Source organism: Clostridium sp. OM05-5BH, assembly GCF_003481505.1.
GTDB lineage: Bacteria > Bacillota > Clostridia > Lachnospirales > Lachnospiraceae > Otoolea > Otoolea fessa.
Genome location: NZ_QULJ01000007.1, coordinates 103,284 through 125,598, shown reverse-complemented (window position 1 = coordinate 125,598; position 22,315 = coordinate 103,284). Strand labels below are relative to the sequence as shown.

Sequence of the window (22,315 nt, the reverse complement as noted above, 5' to 3'; positions counted from 1 at the left end):
AATACTCATTGTGTTTAACCGGCAGTCCCGGCGCGACTGCAATTTTCCACCGCGTTTGGAACTGCCGTTTCCATTAAGAAAGAAGGGATTTCATGGCTTTTTATCTGAAAAATGCACACGTGCTGGATGTAGAAAAAGGAACCTTTTTCTCAGCTGATGTTAAAATTGAAAACAAAAAAATCGTTTCACTGGACGAAAAAGCCCCGGACGAAGCGGACGCGGTAGACTGTACCGGCAAATATCTGACTCCTGGCGTCATGGACGCCCATGTCCACCTTGTCTGGGATGGTACTTCCCCGGATCCGATGGGGGATACCATCAAAGACGGCAACTATGTCTGCTTTGCAAAGGGTGTCCGCGGCGCAATGGATTCCCTGAAAGCGGGCGTTACCACCGTCCGAGATGTCGGCTCCCACGATGACGCCTCCATTCCGCTGGCAAGCGCGATCAACCGTGGAATTATCCAGGGCGCCAATATTCTCCCTGCCGGAAGCGCCATCCAGGGTTCCTACGGACACTGCCCGATGATTGGTTTTATCGCAAATACGGAGGCACAGCTGATCGATCGCATCAAGCGCTTAAAGGGCTATGATATCGAAATGTCAATCCCGCCGATCCACTGGGCAAAAATCATGGCGAGCGGCGGAGCTGCCGGTCTGGAAGATGTCGGTCCGTGTATGTATTCGCCGAAAGAACTGGAAACACTGGTGTATGAGGCGCACCGCCTGAATATGAAGGTAGCCGCCCATGCGCTCTCCTATGACGCCATCTCCAAATGCGTGGACGCTGGCATCGATACGATCGAGCACGGCGCTGAAATGACCGAAGAAATCCTTCTAAAAATGAAGGAACAGGGACAGTGCTGGGTACCGACGGTAGCCGTTTACAAGAGTCTTGTAGAGAGCGAGGGCATCATCGCTGATGTGATTGTAGAAAAAGCAAAGGTAGTCGCTGAAAACCAGCGGAAATCCTTTAAAAAGGCAATGGAAATCGGTGTGAAAATCATTCTCGGAAGTGACGCCGGCTCTGCCAACTTTGGTCCGCACCCGTCCGCCTACCTGGAAATGTTTACCATGCACGAATACGGCATGCCAAACGCAGATGTCATCCGGTGTGCGACCATCGCAGCTGCCAACGAACTCGGCATCGGCACACAGCGCGGCTCGATCGAGGCTGGCAAACTGGCGGATATCCTGATTCTGGATGCTAACCCGCTCGATGACCTGCACGCGTTTACCGACCATCTGTGCAGTGTCTACAAAGAGGGTGTTCTTATTTGACATTTATCCAATTCCTATAGCGGATAACTGCGTGCGTATTTCGTTCCCCCTAATACGCGCGCAGTTTTTTCATTTTAGCGAAAAATCGCCTCGTTTATTTATCGTATATTGAATATTTTTTTCATATATTACCGCATTCCGTTTAATTTTTCCAGTAAATTACTTTCAATATCGTTTTTTAATATAAATTACACAAAATTTTTAATATATAACACAAATGGCAGATTTTTCAGTTGACATATCGAAAAACCGCACGTATAATTGGCATCAATTCAGGAAAAGCAGAATAAACATAACAGAAAATAATTGCAAGGGCGCATCTCTTTTACGATGAATGCGTCCTTGTTTTTATTTATATGGCAACTGATCACGTGCCGGCTTACCGCGGGCACAGCTGAAAAAGAGGAGGAACCATTATGAAAAAAAGGTGATAACAGCAACGGCAATGATGGCTTTAGCAGCTATGGCAATGGCAGGATGCGGACAGTCTTCTGCTCCGGCAGAAACAACCGCAGCTGCTACCGATGCCCCAGCGGAAGATACGACCGCTTCCTCCGATGAAACGAAAGAAACCAGCGCTGGCGCCAAGGACGCGCTGAAAGGCGTAAAGCTTAAATTCGGTACCACCGCACTGTTCGCGCCGTTTACTTACTACGACACAGACGGAACCACATTGATTGGGTTTGATATCGATATGATGAACGCCCTGAAAGATTATCTGGGATTTGAGCTGGACGGTGATATCCAGGTTATGGATTATTCCGCACTGACTGCCTCCCTGGCAGAGGGAAAGCTGGATATAGGCATGGCTGCCCTGTGTGCAACCGACCAGAGAAAAGAGGTCATGAACTTCTCCAAGACATATTATGACGCAGGCTAGGTTGTCATGGTCAATACCGAAAGCAGTCCGAAAGAGATTACCGGCGAAGAAGCACTCCGAAGCGGTGACTACAAGGTAGCAGTTGAAAAAGGAACCGCCTCCCACATGTACGCACAGGCAAATTTCCCGGAATCCTGCATCGAGGTACACGATACCATCACTACCTGTTATGAATCCCTGGAACAGGGTAAGGTAGATGCCTGCTTACAGGATCTCGCCGGGCAGGAGGACAGCATGGATATCAAGTTATTCAGCAAAGAACGCTACAAAACCGGCAAGCTCCTCCTGGAGCCGGCGGTTGTATAGATATAGCATAAACGCAAAAATCGGCAGTAAACGAACCAATTTTCGTTTACTGCCGATGCTTTTACGCCTCTTTCGTCCCTTTATTCTTTCGATCCAGAATAACCAGAACCACAATCAGCGCTGCGAATCCCACGCCGGTTCCCACCCAGCCATTGGCGGTAATTCCGGCTGCCAGATAACCGAGGAAACAGCACGCCGCTACGCACAGCACATACGGGATCTGGGTCGATACGTGGTTGATGTGGTGGCACTGGGCGCCAGCCGACGCAAGGATGGTCGTATCCGAGATCGGGGAAACATGGTCGCCGCAGACCGCACCTGCCAGAATCGAAGCCGTCACAATCGTAAGGCTGTTCATATTTTCAGCGCCAACCACCGCAAATGCAATCGGAAGCAGAATACCGAAGGTACCCCAGGACGTACCGGTCGAAAACGCCAGCCCCGCCGCGATGACGAACATCAGGGCCGGCATCAGGGAGCCGACCAGCGCATTGCCGCCCACTACCTCTTTGACATAGCCGCCGATGTTTAAGTAATCCGCACTGCAGATACCAGACAGAGTCCAGGCAAGGCACAGAATCATGATCGCCGGGATCATCGCCTTGACGCCGATCGTGAAGGATTCACAGAACTCATTGAACCGGATGACACGGCGGATCATGTAAAATGCAAAGATAAACACCAGTGTGAAGAAGGAACCAAGCACCAGGCTCAGTGCCGAATCACAGTTGGCGAACGCCTCGACCAGACCAACGCCGTCCAGGATGCCGCCTGTATACAGCATACCGCTGACGCAGAACGCAATCAGAACCAGGATCGGAAGAATCAGATCGATAACCTTTCCGTTGCCGGAGATCTCCATCGCCTCCGCCTCGACCGTCGTCTCTTTTCCGGTCTTTTTCACCTGTTCTTCATAGCGTTTCATCGCCGCGAAATCAAAATCGCCTGCTACCAAAAAGAGCATGAAGCAGATCGTGAGAAGCGCATACAGATTAAACGGAATCGTGTGAAGGAACAGACTGAAGCCGTCCACTCCGCTGTCCTCCGGAAGCGAAGAACCGACCGCTGCCGCCCAGCTTGAGATCGGCGCGATGATACAGATCGGCGCCGCCGTCGCATCGATGATGTAGGCTAACTTCGCACGTGTGATCTTGTGCTTGTCCGTCACCGGACGCATAACCGTGCCGACGGTCAGGCAGTTAAAATAGTCATCCACGAAAATCAGCATTCCGAGGAACATGGTTGCAAACAGCGCGCCCTTCTTCGTGCGGATCGCGTGGGACGCCCACTCACCATAAGCCTTCGACGCACCAGACTTTGTGATCAGTGCTACCACGATGCCGAGAAATGCCAGGAAAAGCAGAATGTTGACATTGCCCCCGATCTTCTCGCCCATGATCGCGATCATTGTTTCCACCGCATGAAGCGGATTTGGACCCGTAAATAAAAACGCGCCCGACATAATACCTATCAGCAGAGACAGGTACACCTCTTTCGTAATCAATGCAAGCGCAATGGCTACGATAGGCGGTATTAAAGAAAAAATCGTACCGCTCATAATTACCCCCTTATGGATTATCTGTACACATTCGGGCAAATTCTGCCCGTTTTTGAGCACACTATATCTACATAATAAATGTCCCCGGGCACTTTGTCCAGCGTCCGGGGACATTTTTTCATATTTTCTCTCTTTTTACTTTCTTTTCCTGCTTTTTACTCTGCTTTCTCCAGCTCTGCCAGTTCCAGAGCTGTCGCCTCGTATTTGGCAAGAATGACATTTTGAATCATGTCTCTGGTTTCCGAATTAATCGGGTGGGCAATATCCCGGTATTCTCCATCCGCAGCCTTACGGCTCGGCATAGCAATAAAAAGTCCTTTCTCTCCCTCAATAACCTTGATATCATGAACCACAAATTCATTGTCAAGTGTGATGGATACGATGGCTTTCATCTTACCTTCCTTCTCTATCCGCCGCACTCTTACGTCTGTAATCTGCATACCCATTTACCCCTTCCGTCTGTTCTTTGATGTACCCTATAATGTAAACCGCTCGTTCTTCTCAATGACAATCTTTACATCTTCCGGCGTACCGATGTGCGTCGTGTTGGCGCGGATCGTATCACGGCTCTCTACAATACAATTCTCAATCACTGTATTGTCCCCGATATAAACATCATTTAAAATAACAGAATTCCGGATGATACAGTTATTGCCTACATATACCTTCTTAAACAGAACCGAGTTCTCCACCGTACCATTTAAGATACAGCCGCTGGATACCAGGCTGTTCTTGACATTTGCACCCGGATTGTATTTTGCCGGCGGAAGATCATCTACCTTGGAGTAGATCTCCGGGTATTCCTTGAAGAAATAGTGGCGTACATCCGGTTTTAGGAAATCCATGTTCGTCTTGTAGTACGAATCAACCGAAGCGATGTTGCTCCAGTAAGTTCCTAACTTATACGCGTAAATGCGTTTGAGGTTCTTATATCTGACTAAAATATCGGTAACAAAATCATACCGATCCTCTGCTGCACAGCGCTCCAGAAGTTCGATGAGCTGACGGCGGCGGATTACATAGATACCGCAGGAGATCATGCTGGAGGTCGCCAGCATCGGTTTTTCCTCAAAATCTGTGATACGTCCGTCATCATTTAACTTCACCAGACCGAAGCGGGTAACGTCCTCCTCCGGAGGCATCTCCTTGCATACTACGGTAATATCCGCTTTCTTTTCAATATGATACTCCAGTACCTTGCCGTAATCCAATTTATAGACACAGTCGCCGCCTGCAATGACCACATACGGCTCATGACTTTTCTTTAAGAAATCGAGGTTCTGATACAGCGCATCTGCGGTACCGCGGTACCAGTCGCTGCTCTCTGCCGTGATCGTCGGTGTGAATACATACATGCCGCCCTGCTTACGTCCGAAATCCCACCACTTGGAAGAACTCAAGTGCTCATTCAGGGAACGGGAGTTGTACTGCGTCAGTACCGCCACACTCTGGATGTGGGAATTGCTCATATTGCTCAGAGCAAAATCGACACTGCGGTAGCTGCCTGCGATAGGCATCGCTGCGATGGCTCTCTTATTGGATAATTCTCTCATTCTCTTGCTGTTGCCGCCAGCTAAAACAATCCCGATCGCTCTCATTGTATTCCACCTGCCTTTATGATATAATCGCCGCTCTCCAGCTCGCCGCCGTGATAATCGTCTGCCGTCGTCACACCGGAAATCGCTGTGTTCCGTCCTATCTTCACTCCATCCGGTATCACGGAGCGCTCTCCGATCGTTACCAGATCGAACTGATATACCTTCTTGTCGTACTTGCTCTCGGCATATTCTCCGACGCCGACCTCGGCATTCTCACCGATGGTAACGTCCTCCGCCACGATCGCCTTATCCACAACCGTGCCAGCGCCGATCGTCGTGCCCTTCATGATGATCGAATCACGGATCACCGCACCTTCTCCGATCGTAACGCCTGCTCCGATGACCGAGTTAATGACTTCGCCGTATACCTCGGTGCCCTCGCCGATGATACTGCGCTCTATCTTGGACTGCTCCGATATAAATTGTGGGGGAATAATATCGCTCTTCGTGTAAATCTTCCAGTATTCTTCATACAGGTTGAACTCCGGAATGATGTCGATCAGTTCCATGTTTGCCTCCCAGTAGGAGCCAAGGGTTCCGACATCTTTCCAGTAGCCGTTGTACTCGTATGCGAAGATACGTTTTCCAGCTGCATGGCAATACGGGATAATGTGCTTTCCAAAATCACATCCAGGCTCGTCCGAGAGCTTGATGAGCGCTTCCTTGAGCACCTTCCAGCTGAATATGTAAATACCCATGGAAGCTAAATTGCTGCGCGGATTCGCCGGTTTCTCCTCAAACTCCGTAATGCGGTTGTTGTCATCGGTTATAACGATACCGAAACGGCTTGCCTCCTCCATCGGAACCTGCATCGCCGCAATCGTCACATCCGCATTGTTTGCTTTGTGGTATTCCAGCATTACCTCGTAGTCCATCTTGTAGATGTGGTCGCCGGACAAAATCAGCACATACTCTGGATTGTACGTTTCCATGTATTCCAGATTCTGGTAGATCGCGTTCGCCGTACCGGTGTACCAATCGCTTCCTTTGCTCCGCTCATACGGCGGAAGTACCGTCACACCACCTACGTTGCGGTCCAGATCCCACGGAATACCGATTCCAATATGTGCATTCAGCCGCAGCGGCTGATACTGGGTCAGAACGCCTACCGTGTCCACTCCCGAATTGATACAGTTACTTAACGGAAAATCGATGATTCGATACTTTCCTCCGAAAGAAACCGCAGGTTTTGCTACTTTTTGAGTTAAGACACCCAGACGACTGCCCTGTCCGCCTGCCAACAGCATAGCTATCATTTCCTTTTTAATCACGATATCACCCCTCGATGCTCACATATAATGTGTATTTTAAACCTGTTTTTATTATAACATACTTCACGAAAATAGTGAACAAATTTTTAATAGAATTTGTCCCAATTTTGTACATTTTCCGACATTTTTCGTTCCTTTTACATAATATTTTCGTAATTCCGGGATGTGGAATCTGAGAGTGAACCTCCCGTGAACTGAAAAAAAGCCCTGAATCTGAGACACTTTTGACTCAAAAGCATTTCCGATTCAAGGCTTTTTTACTGTATACTCTTTCTCAATTCTTCCAGACTCATCGAATCTGCAATCCGCGGCAACTCTTCCTGTAAGATATGGACAAAGTCCTGTATATACATCGGATGCATCGCATTCCGATGGCTGACCAGCTCGATCTTTAACTCCCGTCCCAAGTTCCGGATCGGGAACATATAGAGTTCATCCTCCGGTTTACAGGTCTGATTGTGACGGTACGCGGCTGCCAGCAGCATTTTCGGGCACAGCGCCGCACAGATGCCGGACGCGCAGAGCAGAATCTGCGTCTCACTATCACTGATGTTATAGATGACATTAAGCTTTACATTATAACTGTCCAGATATTCCTGAATCGCATGGTTGACTTTTCCGGTCTTGAAACTCTGCGTAAACGGAATGTTGGAAAACCGTTTCAGATCAATCCCATCCTCCATCTGCCGGATCTCCTGCTTGCTAAATTCCCGCCTCAAAAGCTTGGCGGAGATAACCAGGATGATCTCATCCGTCGTCAGGGTCTGGATTTTATAATCCGGATGCGGTGACGTATTGACCCCGATAAATAAATCTACCTGTCCGTTCAACAGGCGTTCCTCCAGAATCTGTGTGTCCTCCTCCGTAAAGGATATATTTACCTTCGGGTAACACTGGTAATATCGCGGCAGCACACGGGGCAGTATGATCGGCGCGCGGGATGTACTGATTCCCAAGGTAAAACCGCCCACCGTCCCCTCCGCTATCCCCGCTAGACTCCGGCTCATACTCGTCTCCATAATCTGGATATTTAACAGGTTATGAAGCATGATCTCGCCAGCCTGCGTCAGACGGAATTTGGGCCGCCGCTCAAACAACACGACATTATACTCTTTTTCCAGCCTCTTTATATGATCGCTGGCGCACTGCTGTGTAATATGAAGCTCATTTGCAGCTTTTGTAATACTCATTTCTCTGGCTACCACCAAAAAAACTTCGAATCCTATTTTCATTGTTTCCTCCGCCAGTTCTCAGTTCTATCTATTTTCTTATTCTAACCAAAAGGAGCCGTAAAAAAACAGCGCATTGACCTTTCAAGTCTCTTCTGCTGTCTTTTCATAGCCCCTTTTTCTTACGTATTTTTCTAATACTTAGTATCCGTACCCCATTAGTCTCGGAAGCCATGTGATGATTCCCGGTACATATGCAAATACAAACAGAAGCAATATTTCCGTCAAAAGGAACGGAAGCGCTCCCTTTACAATCTGTTTGAAATTCAAGCCTGAAATCGAAACCGCCGTAAACAGATTATATCCAAACGGAGGTGTTACGAATCCAACTACCAGGCAAATACAGAACAGCATACCGATGTGGAGTTCATTACATCCGAGTGCAATTCCAACCGGAATTAAAATTGGTGCCAGAATCAGAGTTGCCGCTACGTTATCCATCAGACAGCCTACAATTAAGAGCACTACAACTAGTACGAAGAGATAAAGTGCCTGGCTGCCACCTACGAAGCTGATAAATGCATTGGAAATCACGATTCCGATCTGGGATTTCGATACAACCCAGGAGAACAGGGACGCCGCCGCGATGATGAAATTGACCATTGTCGATGTTTTCAGGGAATTGATCAGGATCTTCGGTAAATCTTTTACTTTCAGTTCTTTCAATGCAAAACCCAGAATCAGCGCATAAACAATGCCGACCGCTGCGGATTCGGTTGGTGTAAAGATACCGCCATAAATACCGCCTAGAATCAGAACCGGAAGTCCCAGAGCGCCCAGCGCTTTCCAGAACAATTTCATGGATTCTTTAAAATCAAACTTCATCGTCTTCGCATGTTTCAGAACCTCCGGATTCCTGTATGCGAATACGACATTGACTAACGATAACGCCAGTGCGATAACAAGTCCCGGGACAACCCCTGCCATAAACATTGCCGGAATTGAAAGATTCATTGTAACTCCATAAATAATCATGGGAATACTCGGAGGAATGATTGGTCCCAATGCACCTGCCGATGCAACTAACCCCGCACTCGTTTCTCTGGAATAACCTGCCTTCAGCATGGAAGGAAGCATAATTGAACCAATCGCTGCTACCGTCGCCGGACCAGAGCCCGTCAGCGCTGCAAAGATCGCACAACTGAATACGGTTACAATTCCAAGTCCGCCCGGAAGCCAGCCTAAAATACTCTTCGCCCAATCGGTCAGACGTTTGGAAATACCACCGAAATCCATCAGGTTTCCTACCAAGATAAACAGTGGGACTGCAAGCAGTGTGAAGGAGTTAAGACCGTAAATCAGCCGCTGTGCGACTACCAGCATACTTCCTCCCGTTGTCGCCAGATATGCCATTCCGGCAGAAAGGATTGCAAATGCAACCGGAATGCCTAAAAGCATCAGACCAAATAATACTACTAATACAAGTGTCATAATACCGGTTTATCCTCCTTTCTCTCTGTCGCTGATACGATCATCGCAATCGCTACAAATGCCTGGAACATCAGAAGGATTCCGCCGACTGCCACGGAGGAATTGATACACCACATCGGGACAGAAAGCGCGGTACTCAAGTTAGTTCTGGAGCTGTACGCAAGCTTTAAGCCTGCATACAGCATTACGGTTCCATCAAAAAAGATAACTAATTCAATGATAATATCGACAATTTTTCGAAGTGTTCCATGCATCAGATCCAGGATTGCTGTTACTGTAGCATGTCCGCTTCCCTCAATCAACAAGGAAGCACCCAGCATATGCATCCAGATAAAGCAGTACCGGGCAAGTTCTTCGCTCCAGGACAGTGAATTATTCAGAATGAAGCGGAAAAACACCTGTGCCACACAGGCAACAATCAGGATAATAAAAATCACCATTCCTATGTAACTGACGCACTTATTAATTATGTCTGAAACCTGCTGTAATTTTTTCATGCTGTCAAACCCTCTTTCTGCAATCACCTCTCCGTGCCGGTCAGGGATTTAATCTGATCCACCCACTCAGAACCGATGTAGGATTCCATCTCGTCATAGCACGGCTGTACGGCACTCTGGAATGCCTCTGTATCTACATCCTCAGAAGATACGATCGTCATGCCCTGAGACGTCAGATCCGACTCCATCTTTTCAGCGGTTGCATCGTTATTTTCACGTGTTTCTTTGGCTGCTTCCTGTGCTGCTTCTTTTAAAATCGCCTGATCTTCCTCAGATAAGGACTCATATACGCTGGTAGAAATACATACCGGAAGTGGAGAATAGAACAGGTTTACATTATCAATGTATTTGCAGATATCCGGAAAACCGTTGGTATATAATACACTTAACGGTGCGTCACAGCCATCTACGGTACCCTGCTGCAGAGCGGTTAAAAGCTCGCCCCATGCCATCGGGGTTGCATTTACACCCAGCGCCTTATAAGCAGACAGGTAAATCTTTGTCTCCATGCAGCGGATCTTCAGTCCATTCAAATCGGACGGTGCTTTGATTTCTTTGTCCTTTGTACACAACTGACGGAATCCGCCCTCAGAAAATGCAAGACATGTAACGCCTGTTCCGTCCATATTGTCGATCAGGGACTGACCGAAATCGCCGTCTACGATCTCACGTGCCTGTGCCAGATCGCTAAAAATGAACGGAAGATCCAGTGCGCCGTTTGCCGGTACATAAGAAGAAACATATGCATTCGTCATGACTGCCATGTCGCATGTTCCGGTCTGCATGCCTTCCCACATCTCCGGCTCGGAACCAAGCTGACTGCTCGCATACAGGTTGACTGCAATTCTACCCTCGGATTTCTCTTCCACGATCTCTTTGAACTTGGTTGCAGTAAAGTGATACGGATCATCCGCGTTTGCTGCGGTCGTATAACCGATGCTGAGTGTTGTCTCGGCATTCGGGTTAGCGGTGTTCTCGGCTGCCGCCTGTGTTCCTGCCGCCGCTGCCTGTGTGGTGCCACCTGCCTGTCCGCCGCCGCACGCTGTCATGCTGAACGCTGTCACTGCTGCTAATGCCCCTGCCAATACTCTGTCTTTCCTCATAATGTAAAATCCTCCTTCTAAAAAAATGTGCATTTATATAAATTTATCTGCATACCATTTCTTCCGGTACCTTCTGGACCATGTCCCGTATCTGTGCTTCCGCAATCCCACAGGTCAGCATCACGGCGATAAACCGTTTCAATTCCGAAACGGGTGTCGGTGCCCCTTTCTGCCCGCGGTCCGTTGCCAGATATACGTGTCCGCTTCCGACGGTCCGAATCGTCTCTGCCATCTCTTCCGGCATCACACTTTTCTGTGCCAGATTGAACCAGTTCTTCTCAATCACAACCCCCAGCTTCGCCAGTTCCGCCTGATCGTCTCTTCCTATTCTCGTCCTTGGAAACTCTGGATGTGTCAAAATCATATTGACCCCCCGTTTCCGTCCTTCCCTGCATAAAATCAGGGATTCCTCCGGGCTGATATGTCCTGTTGCCAGAAATGCGTCTTTTTCCTTGATAGCATCCATGATGTCGTAGACGCATTCTTTTAATGTTCCATCCTGTTCCAGAATGGTAATACCCCTGCGGTCGAAGAAATCTCCCTCCATGTTTCCGAATACTAGGCTGTTTTTCGCATCCCGGGTCGGCATCCATACAATTTTTGCCCCCGCCCGCAATGCATTTTTCACCGCGTATACATTCAAGCCGCCCGCCGGGCAGTTGAGGCAGAGCCCGCCATACGCTTTCGCCTTACAGCCGCTGTAGCGGTTGATCAGTTCTGCCCGCAAAGCCGTTGATTCATAATGACTTTTCAGCATCACTCCCGCCATTCCTGCCGCGTCTGCCTCCCGGATCAACTGGAATCCATCCAATTCTCTCGGAAAAACAGAGGGCGATGAATGTACATGTAAATCGTACGCACCTTTCAGAAGCTCTTCCGCTTTTTTATTTGCGTCAAGTTCAGTCATAATTCTTCTGTCTACACCCTTTCCGTTTGATAGACTCTTTGAAAGTATTCCGCGGTTTTCTTTCTTTATCCCCATTCTAACACCGGGCATTTGTCTCTGTAAAACAAGTATTCACAGAGTTGACACAATACCCAGCTTGTTTTCTGCCCTTTCCTTCTGTTTTTGCATTTGTTTCTGTTAATTTTTAAAGCTGTCACTTTTTATACGGGCAGGTTTCTTCCCCCGCAAATTTCCCTCCGTCCCTTGAATCTACAAGGAAAATACAGTATAATGAAAGCTAAACACGGTCTGCACACTGCAGGGCAGTCCGCATGAGAAAGTTTATTTTGCAAAATAAGGAGTTTACTGAGATGAATTTAACCACTGTAAGAGAAATTTACCGTTCCAGAGAGACGTATCTGGACAAAGAAGTTCAGATCGGCGGCTGGGTACGAAGCGTGCGCGGTTCCAAGAACTTTGGCTTCATCGTTGTGAGTGATGGCAGCTACTTTGAGACGCTTCAGGTTGTTTACCATGATACAATGCCGAACTTTGCAGAGATCTCCAAGTTAAACGTAGGCGCATCCATTATCGTAAAAGGTACCCTGGTTGCGACCCCGGAGGCAAAGCAGCCGTTCGAGATTCAGGCGACCGAGGTAGCCGTTGAGGGACCGTCCGCTTCGGATTATCCGCTTCAGAAGAAACGCCACAGCCTTGAGTATCTGCGTACCATCTCCCACCTGCGTCCGAGAACCAACACCTTCCAGGCTGTGTTCCGTGTACGTTCCCTGGCAGCTTACGCGATCCATCAGTATTTCCAGGAGCGCGATTTCGTGTATGTCCACACTCCACTGATTACCGCAAGTGACTGCGAGGGCGCCGGTGAGATGTTCCAGGTTACCACGATGGATCTGAACAATGTTCCGAAAAAGGACGACGGCACGGTTGACTACTCCCAGGATTTCTTCGGAAAACCAACTAACTTAACTGTCAGCGGTCAGTTAAACGGCGAGACCTACGCGATGGCATTCCGCAATATCTACACCTTCGGACCGACTTTCCGTGCAGAGAACTCCAACACGACCCGTCATGCAGCTGAGTTCTGGATGATTGAGCCGGAGATGGCATTTGCGGATCTGAACGACAACATGGAAGTTGCCGAGGATATGTTAAAATATGTCATCCGCTACGTCTTAGAGCACGCACCGGAAGAGATGAATTTCTTCAACCAGTTCATCGACAAGGGACTCCTTGACCGCTTAAACCACGTATTAAATTCCGAATTCGGTCATGTAACCTACACAGAGGCTGTCCGCATCCTCGAAGAGCACAACGACGAATTCGACTACAAGGTATTCTGGGGCTGTGACTTACAGACCGAGCATGAGCGCTACTTAACCGAGAAGATCTTCCAGAAACCGGTCTTCGTTACCGATTATCCGAAGGAGATCAAGGCATTCTACATGAAGATGAACGAGGACGGCAAGACCGTTGCAGCGATGGACTGTCTCGTACCGGGCATCGGCGAGATCATCGGCGGCAGCCAGCGTGAGGACAGCTTAGAGAAGTTAGAGGCGCGTATGGACGAGCTTGGACTTAAAAAGGAGGACTACGATTTCTATCTGGATCTGCGTAAATACGGTTCCGCAAGACACTCCGGATTTGGTCTTGGATTCGAGCGCTGCGTGATGTACTTAACCGGCGTTTCCAACATCCGCGATGTCATCCCGTTCCCGAGAACCGTAAACAACTGTGAACTGTAAACAATAAGCAACTATGGGGCTGTCGCAAATACTGGAATCTGCTTTCTGCTATTTGCAGCAGTCCCTTTTCTATTATTATTTCAATATGTACATACGGAGTGACAGACTCCTGAAAGGGGGAGAGAATGTGAAATTTATCCATACCGGCGATATCCACTGGGGCATGTCCCCGGACAGCGACAAGCCGTGGAGCCGGGAGCGCAGCCGCGATATCCGCGATACGTTTACCGCCATCATCGCCAAGGCAAAAGAACTGCGCGTGGACTGCCTGTTCATCGCGGGGGATCTGTTCCACCGCCAGCCGCTGCTGCGCGACCTGAAAGAGGTCAATTACCTGTTTTCCACGATCCCGCAAACACAGGTTGTCATCATCGCGGGCAATCACGACCGGATCCGCAAAAATTCAGCTGTTTTAAGCTTTTCCTGGGCTTCCAACGTGACGTTTCTGGAAAGTGAGGATGTCTCATCCGTCTATTTTGAGGATATCAACACCGAGGTGACCGGCTTTTCTTACTATACTGCGGAGATCCCGGAGCCGCGCCTTGATGCTCTTGAAGCGCCGGAGGATGGAAAAATCCACATTCTGCTGGGGCACGGTGGCGACGCGAACCACGTCCCGATCGACCGGGCGGCGCTGGCTTCCTCCGGATTTTCGTATATCGCACTGGGGCACATCCACAGGCCAGAGATCCTACTGGACAAAAAGATGGCATACTGCGGTTCCCCGGAGCCGCTTGATAAGACCGAGACCGGCAGGCACGGCATCCTTTACGGCGAGATCGACCCGGAAATCGGTCAGGTAACGACACTGGACTTTATTCCGATGGCGAAGCTCCGCTACATCCCACTCATCGTCCGCGTCACGCCGGATACGACCAACACGGAGCTGTACTTAAAAATCGCCCATGAGATCGAACAGCGCGGCAATGACAATATTTTCCGCTTCAAGGTGCAGGGCATGCGCGATCCCGATATTTCCTTCGATCTGGACGCCTTAAAGCTGCGTTTCCGCATCGCGGATATCATCGATGAGACGGAACCGCAATACGATTTTTCCGCCCTGTTTGCCGAGCATCCAAGCGATATGATCGGCTTTTACATCCAGGCACTGAAAAAACCGGACATGAGTCCGGTGGAGAAAAAGGCGCTGTTTTACGGCATCCACGCCCTGCTTCTCACCACCGATGAAAGGAGTTAGCTTCCATGCGTTTTCTTGATCTTTATATCAGTGGGTTTGGAAAATTTCATGACACAGCCGTCTCCTTTGAGGATGGGTTAAACGTCATTTACGGTAAAAATGAAGCCGGCAAATCCACGATCCACACCTTTATCCGCGGCATGCTCTTCGGCATCGAGCGTCAGAGGGGGCGCGCCGCCAGAAACGACATCTACAGCAAATATGAGCCGTGGGAAAACAGCGGTACCTACGAGGGGCAGCTCCGGCTTGAATCCGACGACGGCACCATTTACCGGATCGAGCGCTCGTTCCAGAAAAATAAGAAGGAATTTACCGTCATCAACGAGACGACCGGACGCGAGGAACCGGACGGCCGCGCCGTTTTGCAGGAAATTTTGGGCGGCATGAGTGAAACCATGTACAACAACACCATCAGCATCAGCCAGTTAAAGAGTGCGACCGATGAAGGCATGGTTTCAGAACTGAAAAACTATATTGCTAACATGAATACCTCTGGCAATATGGCGCTCAATATCACTAAGGCGACCGCCTATCTGAAAAATCAGCGCAAACAATTTGAATCTCAGTTAAGCCCGGAGGCTTCGGTCAACTATACCTCCCTTCTTAGCGAGATCCGCGCGCTGGAACGCGAGCTTTCTTCGCCAAAATATGAGAATCAGTTACAGGAATACTCAAGGCTGCGTGACTCGGTCCGAAATGAACTGGAACATCAGAAAATAGAAAAAGAAGATTTATCCGACCGGCTACAGAAGAGCCGTCAGGTACTGGATGAGTTTTCCTTTACGGACGAGGCGTCCATCGAGGCGTACCGCAATCAGGCTGAAACACTCTACCAGGACTATCAGCATGCACAGGTGTCTTCCTCCAGCAAGGGATCCCGGTTTTTCCAGGTGTTTTTCTTTGTCGCAGCGGCGATCTGCGCTATCTGCGCGGCATACTGCGGATATCTGGCGTTCTTCCCGCTTCCGTCTCCGTGGCTGGGAGCTGGTCCCACCGCCCTCATCTTTGGCGTCGCCGCTCTTGTGCTTCTCATGCTGGGAATCTGCGTCACACGGCACCGGAGCCGCCGCAGGCAGGAGGCGGAGAAAAGTGCCTCTGTTTTATCGGAGATTTTGCGCCGCCACTTGGGCGAATCCGAGATTTCGGATGAATCCATGAAGCTTTTGTCCCAGCGGCTGGACCGCTTCATCACGCTCTGCCACGCCGTTACAAACTCGGAGGATTCACTGGTAAAACGTTCCGAACAGATCTCGGCGCTGATGGCAAAGCAGAATGACTGCAGCCTTGTCATCGAGGAACAACAGCGCGTCCAGTGGGCGTTAGAGAAAAAGCTGGAGCACCTATCCGCCTGCAAAGACCGGGCAGCGGCGCTCAAACACATTTTAAATGAAAATGAGCGCATCCATCAGGAGATCGCCTCCGTGGATCTGGCGCTTGATACCTTAAAAGAGCTTTCCACGACCATCCGGGATTCTTTCGGCCTGTACTTAAATAAGACTGCGTCCGACCTGATCGCCGGAATTACCGGCGGAATTTATTCCAGCATCAGCATCGATGAGAACTTGAATGCGTTTTTAAATACCCGCCGGAAGCTGATCCCGCTTGAACAGGTCAGCAGCGGCACCGCCGACCAGATCTATCTGGCGCTGCGCCTCGCCGCCGCCCACTTTATCCAGGGCGATGCAGACCGGCTGCCGCTCATCTTTGACGACAGCTTCGTCCTCTACGACGACGAGCGCCTGAGAACCGTCCTCAAATGGCTGCCAACCGCCTATTCCGGGCAGATTCTTGTATTTACTTGTCATGAGAGGGAGATGCGGGTGCTGAAGGCGGAAGGAGCTGCGGTGCATGAAGTGCGGTTGTAGGACTCCTTTCATACATAACCGTGACATTGCCTGTTTCCTATGACATTAAAAAGAACGCCATTTTCTGACATGTATTGGTCCGGAAATGACGTTCTTTTTGTTTCTATTTTAAAGGTCTATTTTTAGTCCCGTATTCCCGCCCGATACTTCGCCAGCAGCTTATTGATACGTCCAGTCGGATTTAACAGCTCGCTTAAGGAGGCATCGTGGTTCAGGTTATCGATGATGAGCGCGATGTATTTGCTCATATCGACGCTGATATAGTACGGTCTGGAGAGAAGCTCCGGTGTCTGGTATACCAGGTTGGTGGTCAGGACGCGGTCGATCAGACCGTTCTCATAGTACTCGTCAAACTTCTGCAGTCCGTTGGTAAACAGACCGAAGGTCGCGCATACGAATACCTTTCTCGCCTTGCGGCTCTTTAATTCCTTCGCTACATCTAACATGCTCTCGCCAGAGGAGATCATATCATCGATGATCAGGACATCCTTGCCCTCTACGCTGGATCCCAAGAACTCATGGGCAACGATCGGGTTGCGTCCGTTGACGATCCTGGTGTAATCGCGGCGTTTGTAGAACATACCCATGTCGAGTCCCAGCACGTTGGAGAAGAAGACAGCGCGGGACATACCGCCCTCATCCGGGCTGATGACCATCATGTGATCGCTGTCGATCTCCAGCTCTTTCTCATTTTTCAGCAGATATTTGATAAACTGGTAAATCGGCTGAACGGTCTCAAAACCCTTGAGCGGAATCGCGTTCTGGACACGCGGATCGTGTGCGTCAAAGGTAATGATATTCTCAACGCCCATATCTACCAGCTCTTCCAGTGCCAGCGCGCAGTCTAAGGACTCACGGCCGGAGCGCTTATGCTGGCGGCTCTCATACAGGAACGGCATGATTACGTTGATACGGCGTGCCTTTCCGCCTGCTGCCGCAATGACACGTTTCAGATCCTGATAATGATCATCCGGGGACATATGGTTTACCATGCCGCACAGAGAATATGTCTGGCTGTAGTTGCAGACATCCACGATCAGATACAGATCATCGCCGCGCACCGACGCCTTGATCTCGCCCTTTGCCTCGCCGGAACCAAATCTCGGTGTGTTTGCCCCGATGATGTAGGAGTCTCTCTGATAACCTGAAAATGCGATCGACGTCTTGTGCTCGCTCTCGCGCTCATTTCTCCAGTCCACCAGATATTTGTCTACCTTGCCTACCAGTTCCTCACATCCCTTTAATGGAATCAGTCCCAGCGGACCTACCGGTATCGTCTCAATGATTTTCTCTTCGTACAGCATTTTCCATTTTCCTCCAGCCTGTTTACTCTCTGTTAATTCGCTTTTTTTGCATATGTTAGCGCATTCTAACGTCTCTTTTATATCATTATGTCCCTTATAAGTCAACCCATTACCGGTTTTCCAGCTTTTTTCGTATCCGGATATCCTCGCCGTAGAGCGGAATGATCTGATACTGGCTTATGATCCGTGACATGACGCGGTCGGTAAACTCGTCGCGCATCTCATTGACCGGCAGATTGGTGGAAATGATCGTGCCTTTCTTCCGGTTTAAGCGCTCGTTGACCACATAGAAGAGCTGGGAAGTCGTAAACGTATTCACCAGTTCCGTCCCCAGATCGTCGATGATCAGCAGATCGCACTCTAATAAATACTGGGAGCGGTCGCGATCCTCATCGGTCGCATCATTTGCGAAGCGGTCCCTTGAAAATATCTCATACATCTCCACCGCCGGGAGATACACGACGCTGAAACAGCGCTCAATCAGCTCCTTCGCGATGCAGTTGCTTAAAAACGTCTTTCCAAGCCCCGTTTTTCCGGTAAATAAGATATTTCCCTTTTCTTCTTTAAATCCGTCCACATAGCGGTGGCAGAACGCCGTCACCTGCTCCATATACGCGCGGGCAGTCTTGCCGCTACGCGGATCGATCTTCGTGTCATCAAAATAATCATAGGAAAAATGAGAAAAATTCTCCCGCTCCAGCACTTCCCGGATATTCGACTGGGCGTATAACAGATCGATCTCCCGCTGACGGAAACAGTGGCATTTTATGCCGTCTTTGTACCCGGTATCCTTACAGTCCGGACAATTATACTGCATCTCCAGATAGTCCGCCGGATAGCCGTAGGCGCTCATCAGCACCTGGCGCTGCTCTTTCAGGTCTGCGATTGTCCCTCGCAAACGTTTCACCGCGTCCGCATCGCCCGCCAGAAGCTCTTTCGCGCTCTTGACCGCCGCGGCGGCGATCGCGTCGTTCATCTCCCGGACCGCCGGTATTTTCTCATAGACCTCGTCAACCCGCGCGTCCAGCTCATGTTTCTTCTGAAGCTGTGTCCGGTTATAAACACGCATGATCGATTCATACTGCGAATTACTGAGTGCCATCGTCCCCTCCTGTCTTCTGCGCTCCGTTTATCATGCTCCATACCATCTCGTCGTAATCATATCCGTGTTCCTCTAGATTGTGGAACCGGTTGGAAGAACGGCTGCTGCCTGCAGACGCCTGCCGGCGCTTCGCCCCGCCTTCTTCCTTCCGTTTTTTATCTAGCTCTGACACATCCCGGAAGCTCTTGACGCCGGCATTTTTCCAATCCCGCAGGATCTTGTCTGCATAGTCAAACGACGGTTTATGTATCTGCCGGATCGTGCGGCTGCACGCCTCGACGATCAGCTCGCGCGTGAAACCGTACTCCCAGAACCATTTTTCGATAAATTCACTCTCGACCTCCGCCGGACTCCGGTCCGAAAGCCCCATCGCCCGCATAACCGCGAATGAACCCTTCGTGTAGCCCCTGCCGCTCGCTTTCGCCTGTTCCACATCCTTGATGCCGCGCTTATGCCAGCCGAGCGCCACCTTTTCCATATAGCGCAGGCTGGTGTGGTGGTTCTGCACGCAGTACTCAATCAGGTATTCCAGCAATTCCCCGGAAAATCCCAGATTCGAATAGAGATTTCCAAGAATCTGGCAGTCTGTCGGTGTGAGCAGCTTGTTTAAATACTGCTGGGCAATATAAATGAGCTGCTTAAACGACTCATCCGAGGTCAGACGTGACATATCGCAGGCTGCGGCTTCCCGGGCGGCAGTTTTGGCAGATGGCGCAAAAGAACCAGCACTTGCCTGGGATTCCGTTGAAGCAAAAACCGGTGAAATTTGCTGTCCCGGCGTCTCCTGAAACGATCGCTGTGCCTCTTCACCGACTTCCGTTCCCAGCACCCCGGCTCTCTGCCAGTATGCCAGCGCGCGCTGCACGTCCGCCTCCGTGTGGTTGAGCGCGTCCGCGATCTGTCCGATCGAGACTTCCTCCTGCTGGTGGCGGAGCAGGTACAGATATACCTTCACATATTCTCCACTGGCTCCCGCCATATATGTATCAATAAATACGTCCGGAACCGGCGTCGCGCCCACCGCCAGCCGGTTTTTGAATCCTATTCCCATCGTCTAATTTCCCTCTTAGCCATTCTGTGTCCTCACATTTCCTGTTACCATTTATCTATCAGCAGCCTGCGGCTGTGTAAACCATTCAAACTGCTGTATTTTACTTTTATTTTGAAATATTCTCTATTTGTTCCATCCAAATCTTCCTGTTTTCTTACTTTTCCACCGTTTTGATTTTGTTTCCGGACTTTTCCACAATTTTGCTCCGGACAAGACAGTTTTCATCCATTTATCACAGGTTCACTGCGTCTGTTCCTATCATAACATACCTTTTTTTAAAAAGAAATACTCCTAATTATGGTTCGCGGCCGACACTTTTAGACCAATTTTTCCACTATTTTGATTGTGGATAATGTGGAAAAAGCCTTCAAAAATCCTCAAAAAATAACCCTTCCTCCGACAAAATCCTTATTTTATCAACATTTTCGGCATTTCCCCATTTCCGCATTTAGGCGCAAAAAATCCACATAGTTCCTTTACATAATATGTTGAAAACTATGTGGATAATGTGGATAACTATATGTACACTCGGAGTGCATCTATTTCGCAAGGAGGTTTTCCCCTACATTTACAACGTCTCCGGCGCCCATGGTTATCAACAGGTCGCCCTGTGTACAATGTTCCATGACAAATTTTTCTATTTCATCGAACGTCGGCAGATACCATGCTTCTTTTCCTTTTTCTTTTAGAAGTTTCACGATATCCTCTGAGCTGATGCCGAGCGTGTCCGTCTCGCGCGCCGCGTAGATATCCGCCAGAATGACTTTATCTGCCAGTGAGAGCGCCTCGGCAAACTGCGGCAGAAATGCCTTCGTCCGCGTGTAGGTGTGCGGCTGGAAAATGCACCAGAGTGTCTTGTGTGGATAGTTCTGCGCCGTCTTTAAGGTAGCCTCGATCTCATGCGGATGATGCGCATAGTCGTCGATGATGGTAAATCCATTTACCTCACCCTTCTTTTCGAACCGGCGGTTGGTTCCGGTAAAATGTGCCAGTCCCACGCGGATGGCGTCCATGGAGATGCCATTTTCCAAGGAAACAGCGATGGCTGCCAGCGCATTGTATACATTGTGCTCACCTGCCACACCGAGCGTCAGGCGCTCTTTCTTCTCACCGCCGATATAAAGATCGAAGGACGGATGCGCGTAATCGTCATACTGGATATCACCGGCACTGTAATCGTTGCCGCGGCTGTGACCAAAAGTAATAACCTTGCCTTTTGCCGCTTCTATGATCTCCTGATAGTTCTCGATATCGCCGTTGATGACAATCGCGCCCTGAGCCGGTACGCGCTCGGCAAACAGCTTGAAGGAATGACGGATATCCGCCAGATCCTTGAAGAAATCGAGATGGTCTTCTTCTATATTAAGAATGACCGCCATCGTCGGGTAGAAGGATAGGAAGCTGTTGGTATACTCACACGCCTCCGTCACGAAAAATTCCGGTCCGCCGACGCGGATGTTGCCGCCGATCGCCGGAAGGATGCCGCCGACCGAGATCGTCGGGTCATTTTTCGCCTGCAAGAAAATCTCCGTCACCATCGAAGTGGTTGTCGTTTTGCCGTGTGTTCCGGCAATCGCGATCGCATTTTTATAGTTCCGCATCATCTCGCCCAAGAGTTCCGCACGGGTCAGCATCGGGATGCCGCGCCGTTTTACTTCCTGAAATTCCGGGTTATCCGGGTGAATCGCCGCCGTGTAGACTACCACATCGATGCCATCCTGGATATTCTCCGCTTTCTGTCCGATATATACCTTCGCGCCGCGCGCCTCCAGGTTATCGGTCAGCTCCGAACGGTGTGCGTCCGAGCCGGACACAGTGAATCCCTCGTCCATCAAAATCTCTGCCAGTCCGCTCATGCTGATACCGCCGATTCCGATGAAATGGACGGATTCTGGTTTATTAAAATCAATCTGATATACATTCTCACTCATATTTGTGCATTCCTTCCCCGCCGCAGGCGGTTTTTGTTTTCGCAGACGCCATAGAAAAACGA

General features: G+C 49.6%; 17 protein-coding genes and 1 pseudogene. 5 read left to right on the top strand and 13 right to left on the bottom strand.

From position 1 onward, the window contains the following. The first annotated feature begins 92 nt into the window (after positions 1–92). Positions 93–1,280, top strand: a complete 1,188-nt coding sequence (locus DXB70_RS10280) for an amidohydrolase family protein (protein ID WP_118673245.1) — start codon at positions 93–95, stop codon at positions 1,278–1,280. Positions 1,281–1,725: 445 nt separating this feature from the next. After that, positions 1,726–2,466: pseudogene (locus DXB70_RS10275) on the top strand (ABC transporter substrate-binding protein). 61 nt (positions 2,467–2,527) lie between these two features. On the opposite strand, the gene DXB70_RS10270 reads toward DXB70_RS10275, so the two are convergent. The 9 genes from DXB70_RS10270 to DXB70_RS10230 all read right to left on the bottom strand — a co-directional run bounded on the left by DXB70_RS10270 (position 2,528) and on the right by DXB70_RS10230 (position 12,060). Then, a complete protein-coding gene (locus tag DXB70_RS10270; RefSeq protein ID WP_107001699.1) occupies positions 2,528–4,024 on the bottom strand; it encodes a Na+/H+ antiporter NhaC family protein in 1,497 nt (498 codons plus the stop codon). 155 nt (positions 4,025–4,179) lie between these two features. Further along, complete coding sequence (gene spoVG / locus DXB70_RS10265; RefSeq protein WP_107001781.1) at positions 4,180–4,464, bottom strand: septation regulator SpoVG; 285 nt, start codon at positions 4,462–4,464, stop codon at positions 4,180–4,182. Positions 4,465–4,500: 36 nt separating this feature from the next. After that, on the bottom strand, positions 4,501–5,622 hold the full coding sequence (gene glgD, locus DXB70_RS10260) for a glucose-1-phosphate adenylyltransferase subunit GlgD (protein WP_022359575.1): 1,122 nt from the start codon (positions 5,620–5,622) through the stop codon (positions 4,501–4,503). Beyond that, entirely contained in the window at positions 5,619–6,893 is a 1,275-nt protein-coding gene (locus tag DXB70_RS10255) for a glucose-1-phosphate adenylyltransferase (protein ID WP_118473001.1), read from the bottom strand. The genes glgD and DXB70_RS10255 overlap by 4 nt, the downstream gene beginning before the upstream one ends. A gap of 257 nt (positions 6,894–7,150) precedes the next feature. Continuing rightward, on the bottom strand, positions 7,151–8,125 hold the full coding sequence (locus DXB70_RS10250) for a LysR family transcriptional regulator (RefSeq protein WP_118524749.1): 975 nt from the start codon (positions 8,123–8,125) through the stop codon (positions 7,151–7,153). 138 nt (positions 8,126–8,263) lie between these two features. Continuing rightward, complete coding sequence (locus tag DXB70_RS10245; RefSeq protein WP_207722853.1) at positions 8,264–9,553, bottom strand: TRAP transporter large permease; 1,290 nt, start codon at positions 9,551–9,553, stop codon at positions 8,264–8,266. Next, positions 9,550–10,050 (bottom strand): TRAP transporter small permease, encoded by a 501-nt coding sequence (locus DXB70_RS10240; RefSeq protein ID WP_118482238.1) that lies wholly within the window; start codon positions 10,048–10,050, stop codon positions 9,550–9,552. The genes DXB70_RS10245 and DXB70_RS10240 overlap by 4 nt, the downstream gene beginning before the upstream one ends. A gap of 23 nt (positions 10,051–10,073) precedes the next feature. Beyond that, positions 10,074–11,153, bottom strand: coding sequence for a TRAP transporter substrate-binding protein (locus DXB70_RS10235; protein ID WP_118673244.1), 1,080 nt, complete (start codon positions 11,151–11,153; stop codon positions 10,074–10,076). A 43-nt stretch (positions 11,154–11,196) separates the two neighbouring features. Continuing rightward, positions 11,197–12,060 carry a DUF6282 family protein gene (locus DXB70_RS10230; protein WP_118652678.1) on the bottom strand — a complete coding sequence of 288 codons (864 nt, stop codon included), beginning with the start codon at positions 12,058–12,060 and terminating at the stop codon, positions 11,197–11,199. Positions 12,061–12,410: 350 nt separating this feature from the next. Here DXB70_RS10230 and asnS point away from each other — a divergent pair, with 350 nt between their 5' ends. The 3 genes from asnS to DXB70_RS10215 all read left to right on the top strand — a co-directional run bounded on the left by asnS (position 12,411) and on the right by DXB70_RS10215 (position 16,865). Continuing rightward, a complete protein-coding gene (gene asnS / locus DXB70_RS10225) occupies positions 12,411–13,802 on the top strand; it encodes an asparagine--tRNA ligase (protein ID WP_107001706.1) in 1,392 nt (463 codons plus the stop codon). 127 nt (positions 13,803–13,929) lie between these two features. Continuing rightward, positions 13,930–15,000 (top strand): DNA repair exonuclease, encoded by a 1,071-nt coding sequence (locus DXB70_RS10220; RefSeq protein ID WP_118466991.1) that lies wholly within the window; start codon positions 13,930–13,932, stop codon positions 14,998–15,000. Between the two features lie 5 nt (positions 15,001–15,005). Continuing rightward, entirely contained in the window at positions 15,006–16,865 is a 1,860-nt protein-coding gene (locus DXB70_RS10215; RefSeq protein WP_118673243.1) for an AAA family ATPase, read from the top strand. Between the two features lie 122 nt (positions 16,866–16,987). Here the strand turns inward: DXB70_RS10215 and DXB70_RS10210 are convergent, their stop codons facing one another. The 4 genes from DXB70_RS10210 to murC form a co-directional block, all read right to left on the bottom strand. Next, a complete protein-coding gene (locus tag DXB70_RS10210) occupies positions 16,988–18,169 on the bottom strand; it encodes a ribose-phosphate pyrophosphokinase (protein WP_022359580.1) in 1,182 nt (393 codons plus the stop codon). A 109-nt stretch (positions 18,170–18,278) separates the two neighbouring features. Further along, positions 18,279–19,271, bottom strand: coding sequence for an ATP-binding protein (locus tag DXB70_RS10205; protein WP_118482233.1), 993 nt, complete (start codon positions 19,269–19,271; stop codon positions 18,279–18,281). Further along, entirely contained in the window at positions 19,258–20,322 is a 1,065-nt protein-coding gene (locus DXB70_RS10200; protein ID WP_117796649.1) for a DnaD domain protein, read from the bottom strand. The genes DXB70_RS10205 and DXB70_RS10200 overlap by 14 nt, the downstream gene beginning before the upstream one ends. A 539-nt stretch (positions 20,323–20,861) precedes the next feature. After that, the gene (murC, locus tag DXB70_RS10195) at positions 20,862–22,253 is read right to left on the bottom strand and encodes a UDP-N-acetylmuramate--L-alanine ligase (RefSeq protein WP_118466999.1); all 1,392 of its coding nucleotides are present in this window, start codon (positions 22,251–22,253) and stop codon (positions 20,862–20,864) included. Positions 22,254–22,315 lie beyond the last annotated feature (62 nt).

Excerpts from the sequence above, each read along its gene's own strand:
- DXB70_RS10280 (WP_118673245.1), top strand. The coding sequence starts at position 93 with ATGGCTTTTTATCTGAAAAATGCACACGTGCTGGATGTAGAAAAAGGA.
- DXB70_RS10270 (WP_107001699.1), bottom strand. The coding sequence starts at position 4,024 with ATGAGCGGTACGATTTTTTCTTTAATACCGCCTATCGTAGCCATTGCG.
- spoVG (WP_107001781.1), bottom strand. The coding sequence starts at position 4,464 with ATGCAGATTACAGACGTAAGAGTGCGGCGGATAGAGAAGGAAGGTAAG.
- glgD (WP_022359575.1), bottom strand. The coding sequence starts at position 5,622 with ATGAGAGCGATCGGGATTGTTTTAGCTGGCGGCAACAGCAAGAGAATG.
- DXB70_RS10250 (WP_118524749.1), bottom strand. The coding sequence starts at position 8,125 with ATGAAAATAGGATTCGAAGTTTTTTTGGTGGTAGCCAGAGAAATGAGT.
- DXB70_RS10245 (WP_207722853.1), bottom strand. The coding sequence starts at position 9,553 with ATGACACTTGTATTAGTAGTATTATTTGGTCTGATGCTTTTAGGCATT.
- DXB70_RS10240 (WP_118482238.1), bottom strand. The coding sequence starts at position 10,050 with ATGAAAAAATTACAGCAGGTTTCAGACATAATTAATAAGTGCGTCAGT.
- DXB70_RS10235 (WP_118673244.1), bottom strand. The coding sequence starts at position 11,153 with ATGAGGAAAGACAGAGTATTGGCAGGGGCATTAGCAGCAGTGACAGCG.
- DXB70_RS10230 (WP_118652678.1), bottom strand. The coding sequence starts at position 12,060 with ATGACTGAACTTGACGCAAATAAAAAAGCGGAAGAGCTTCTGAAAGGT.
- asnS (WP_107001706.1), top strand. The coding sequence starts at position 12,411 with ATGAATTTAACCACTGTAAGAGAAATTTACCGTTCCAGAGAGACGTAT.
- DXB70_RS10215 (WP_118673243.1), top strand. The coding sequence starts at position 15,006 with ATGCGTTTTCTTGATCTTTATATCAGTGGGTTTGGAAAATTTCATGAC.
- DXB70_RS10210 (WP_022359580.1), bottom strand. The coding sequence starts at position 18,169 with ATGCTGTACGAAGAGAAAATCATTGAGACGATACCGGTAGGTCCGCTG.
- DXB70_RS10205 (WP_118482233.1), bottom strand. The coding sequence starts at position 19,271 with ATGGCACTCAGTAATTCGCAGTATGAATCGATCATGCGTGTTTATAAC.
- DXB70_RS10200 (WP_117796649.1), bottom strand. The coding sequence starts at position 20,322 with ATGGGAATAGGATTCAAAAACCGGCTGGCGGTGGGCGCGACGCCGGTT.
- murC (WP_118466999.1), bottom strand. The coding sequence starts at position 22,253 with ATGAGTGAGAATGTATATCAGATTGATTTTAATAAACCAGAATCCGTC.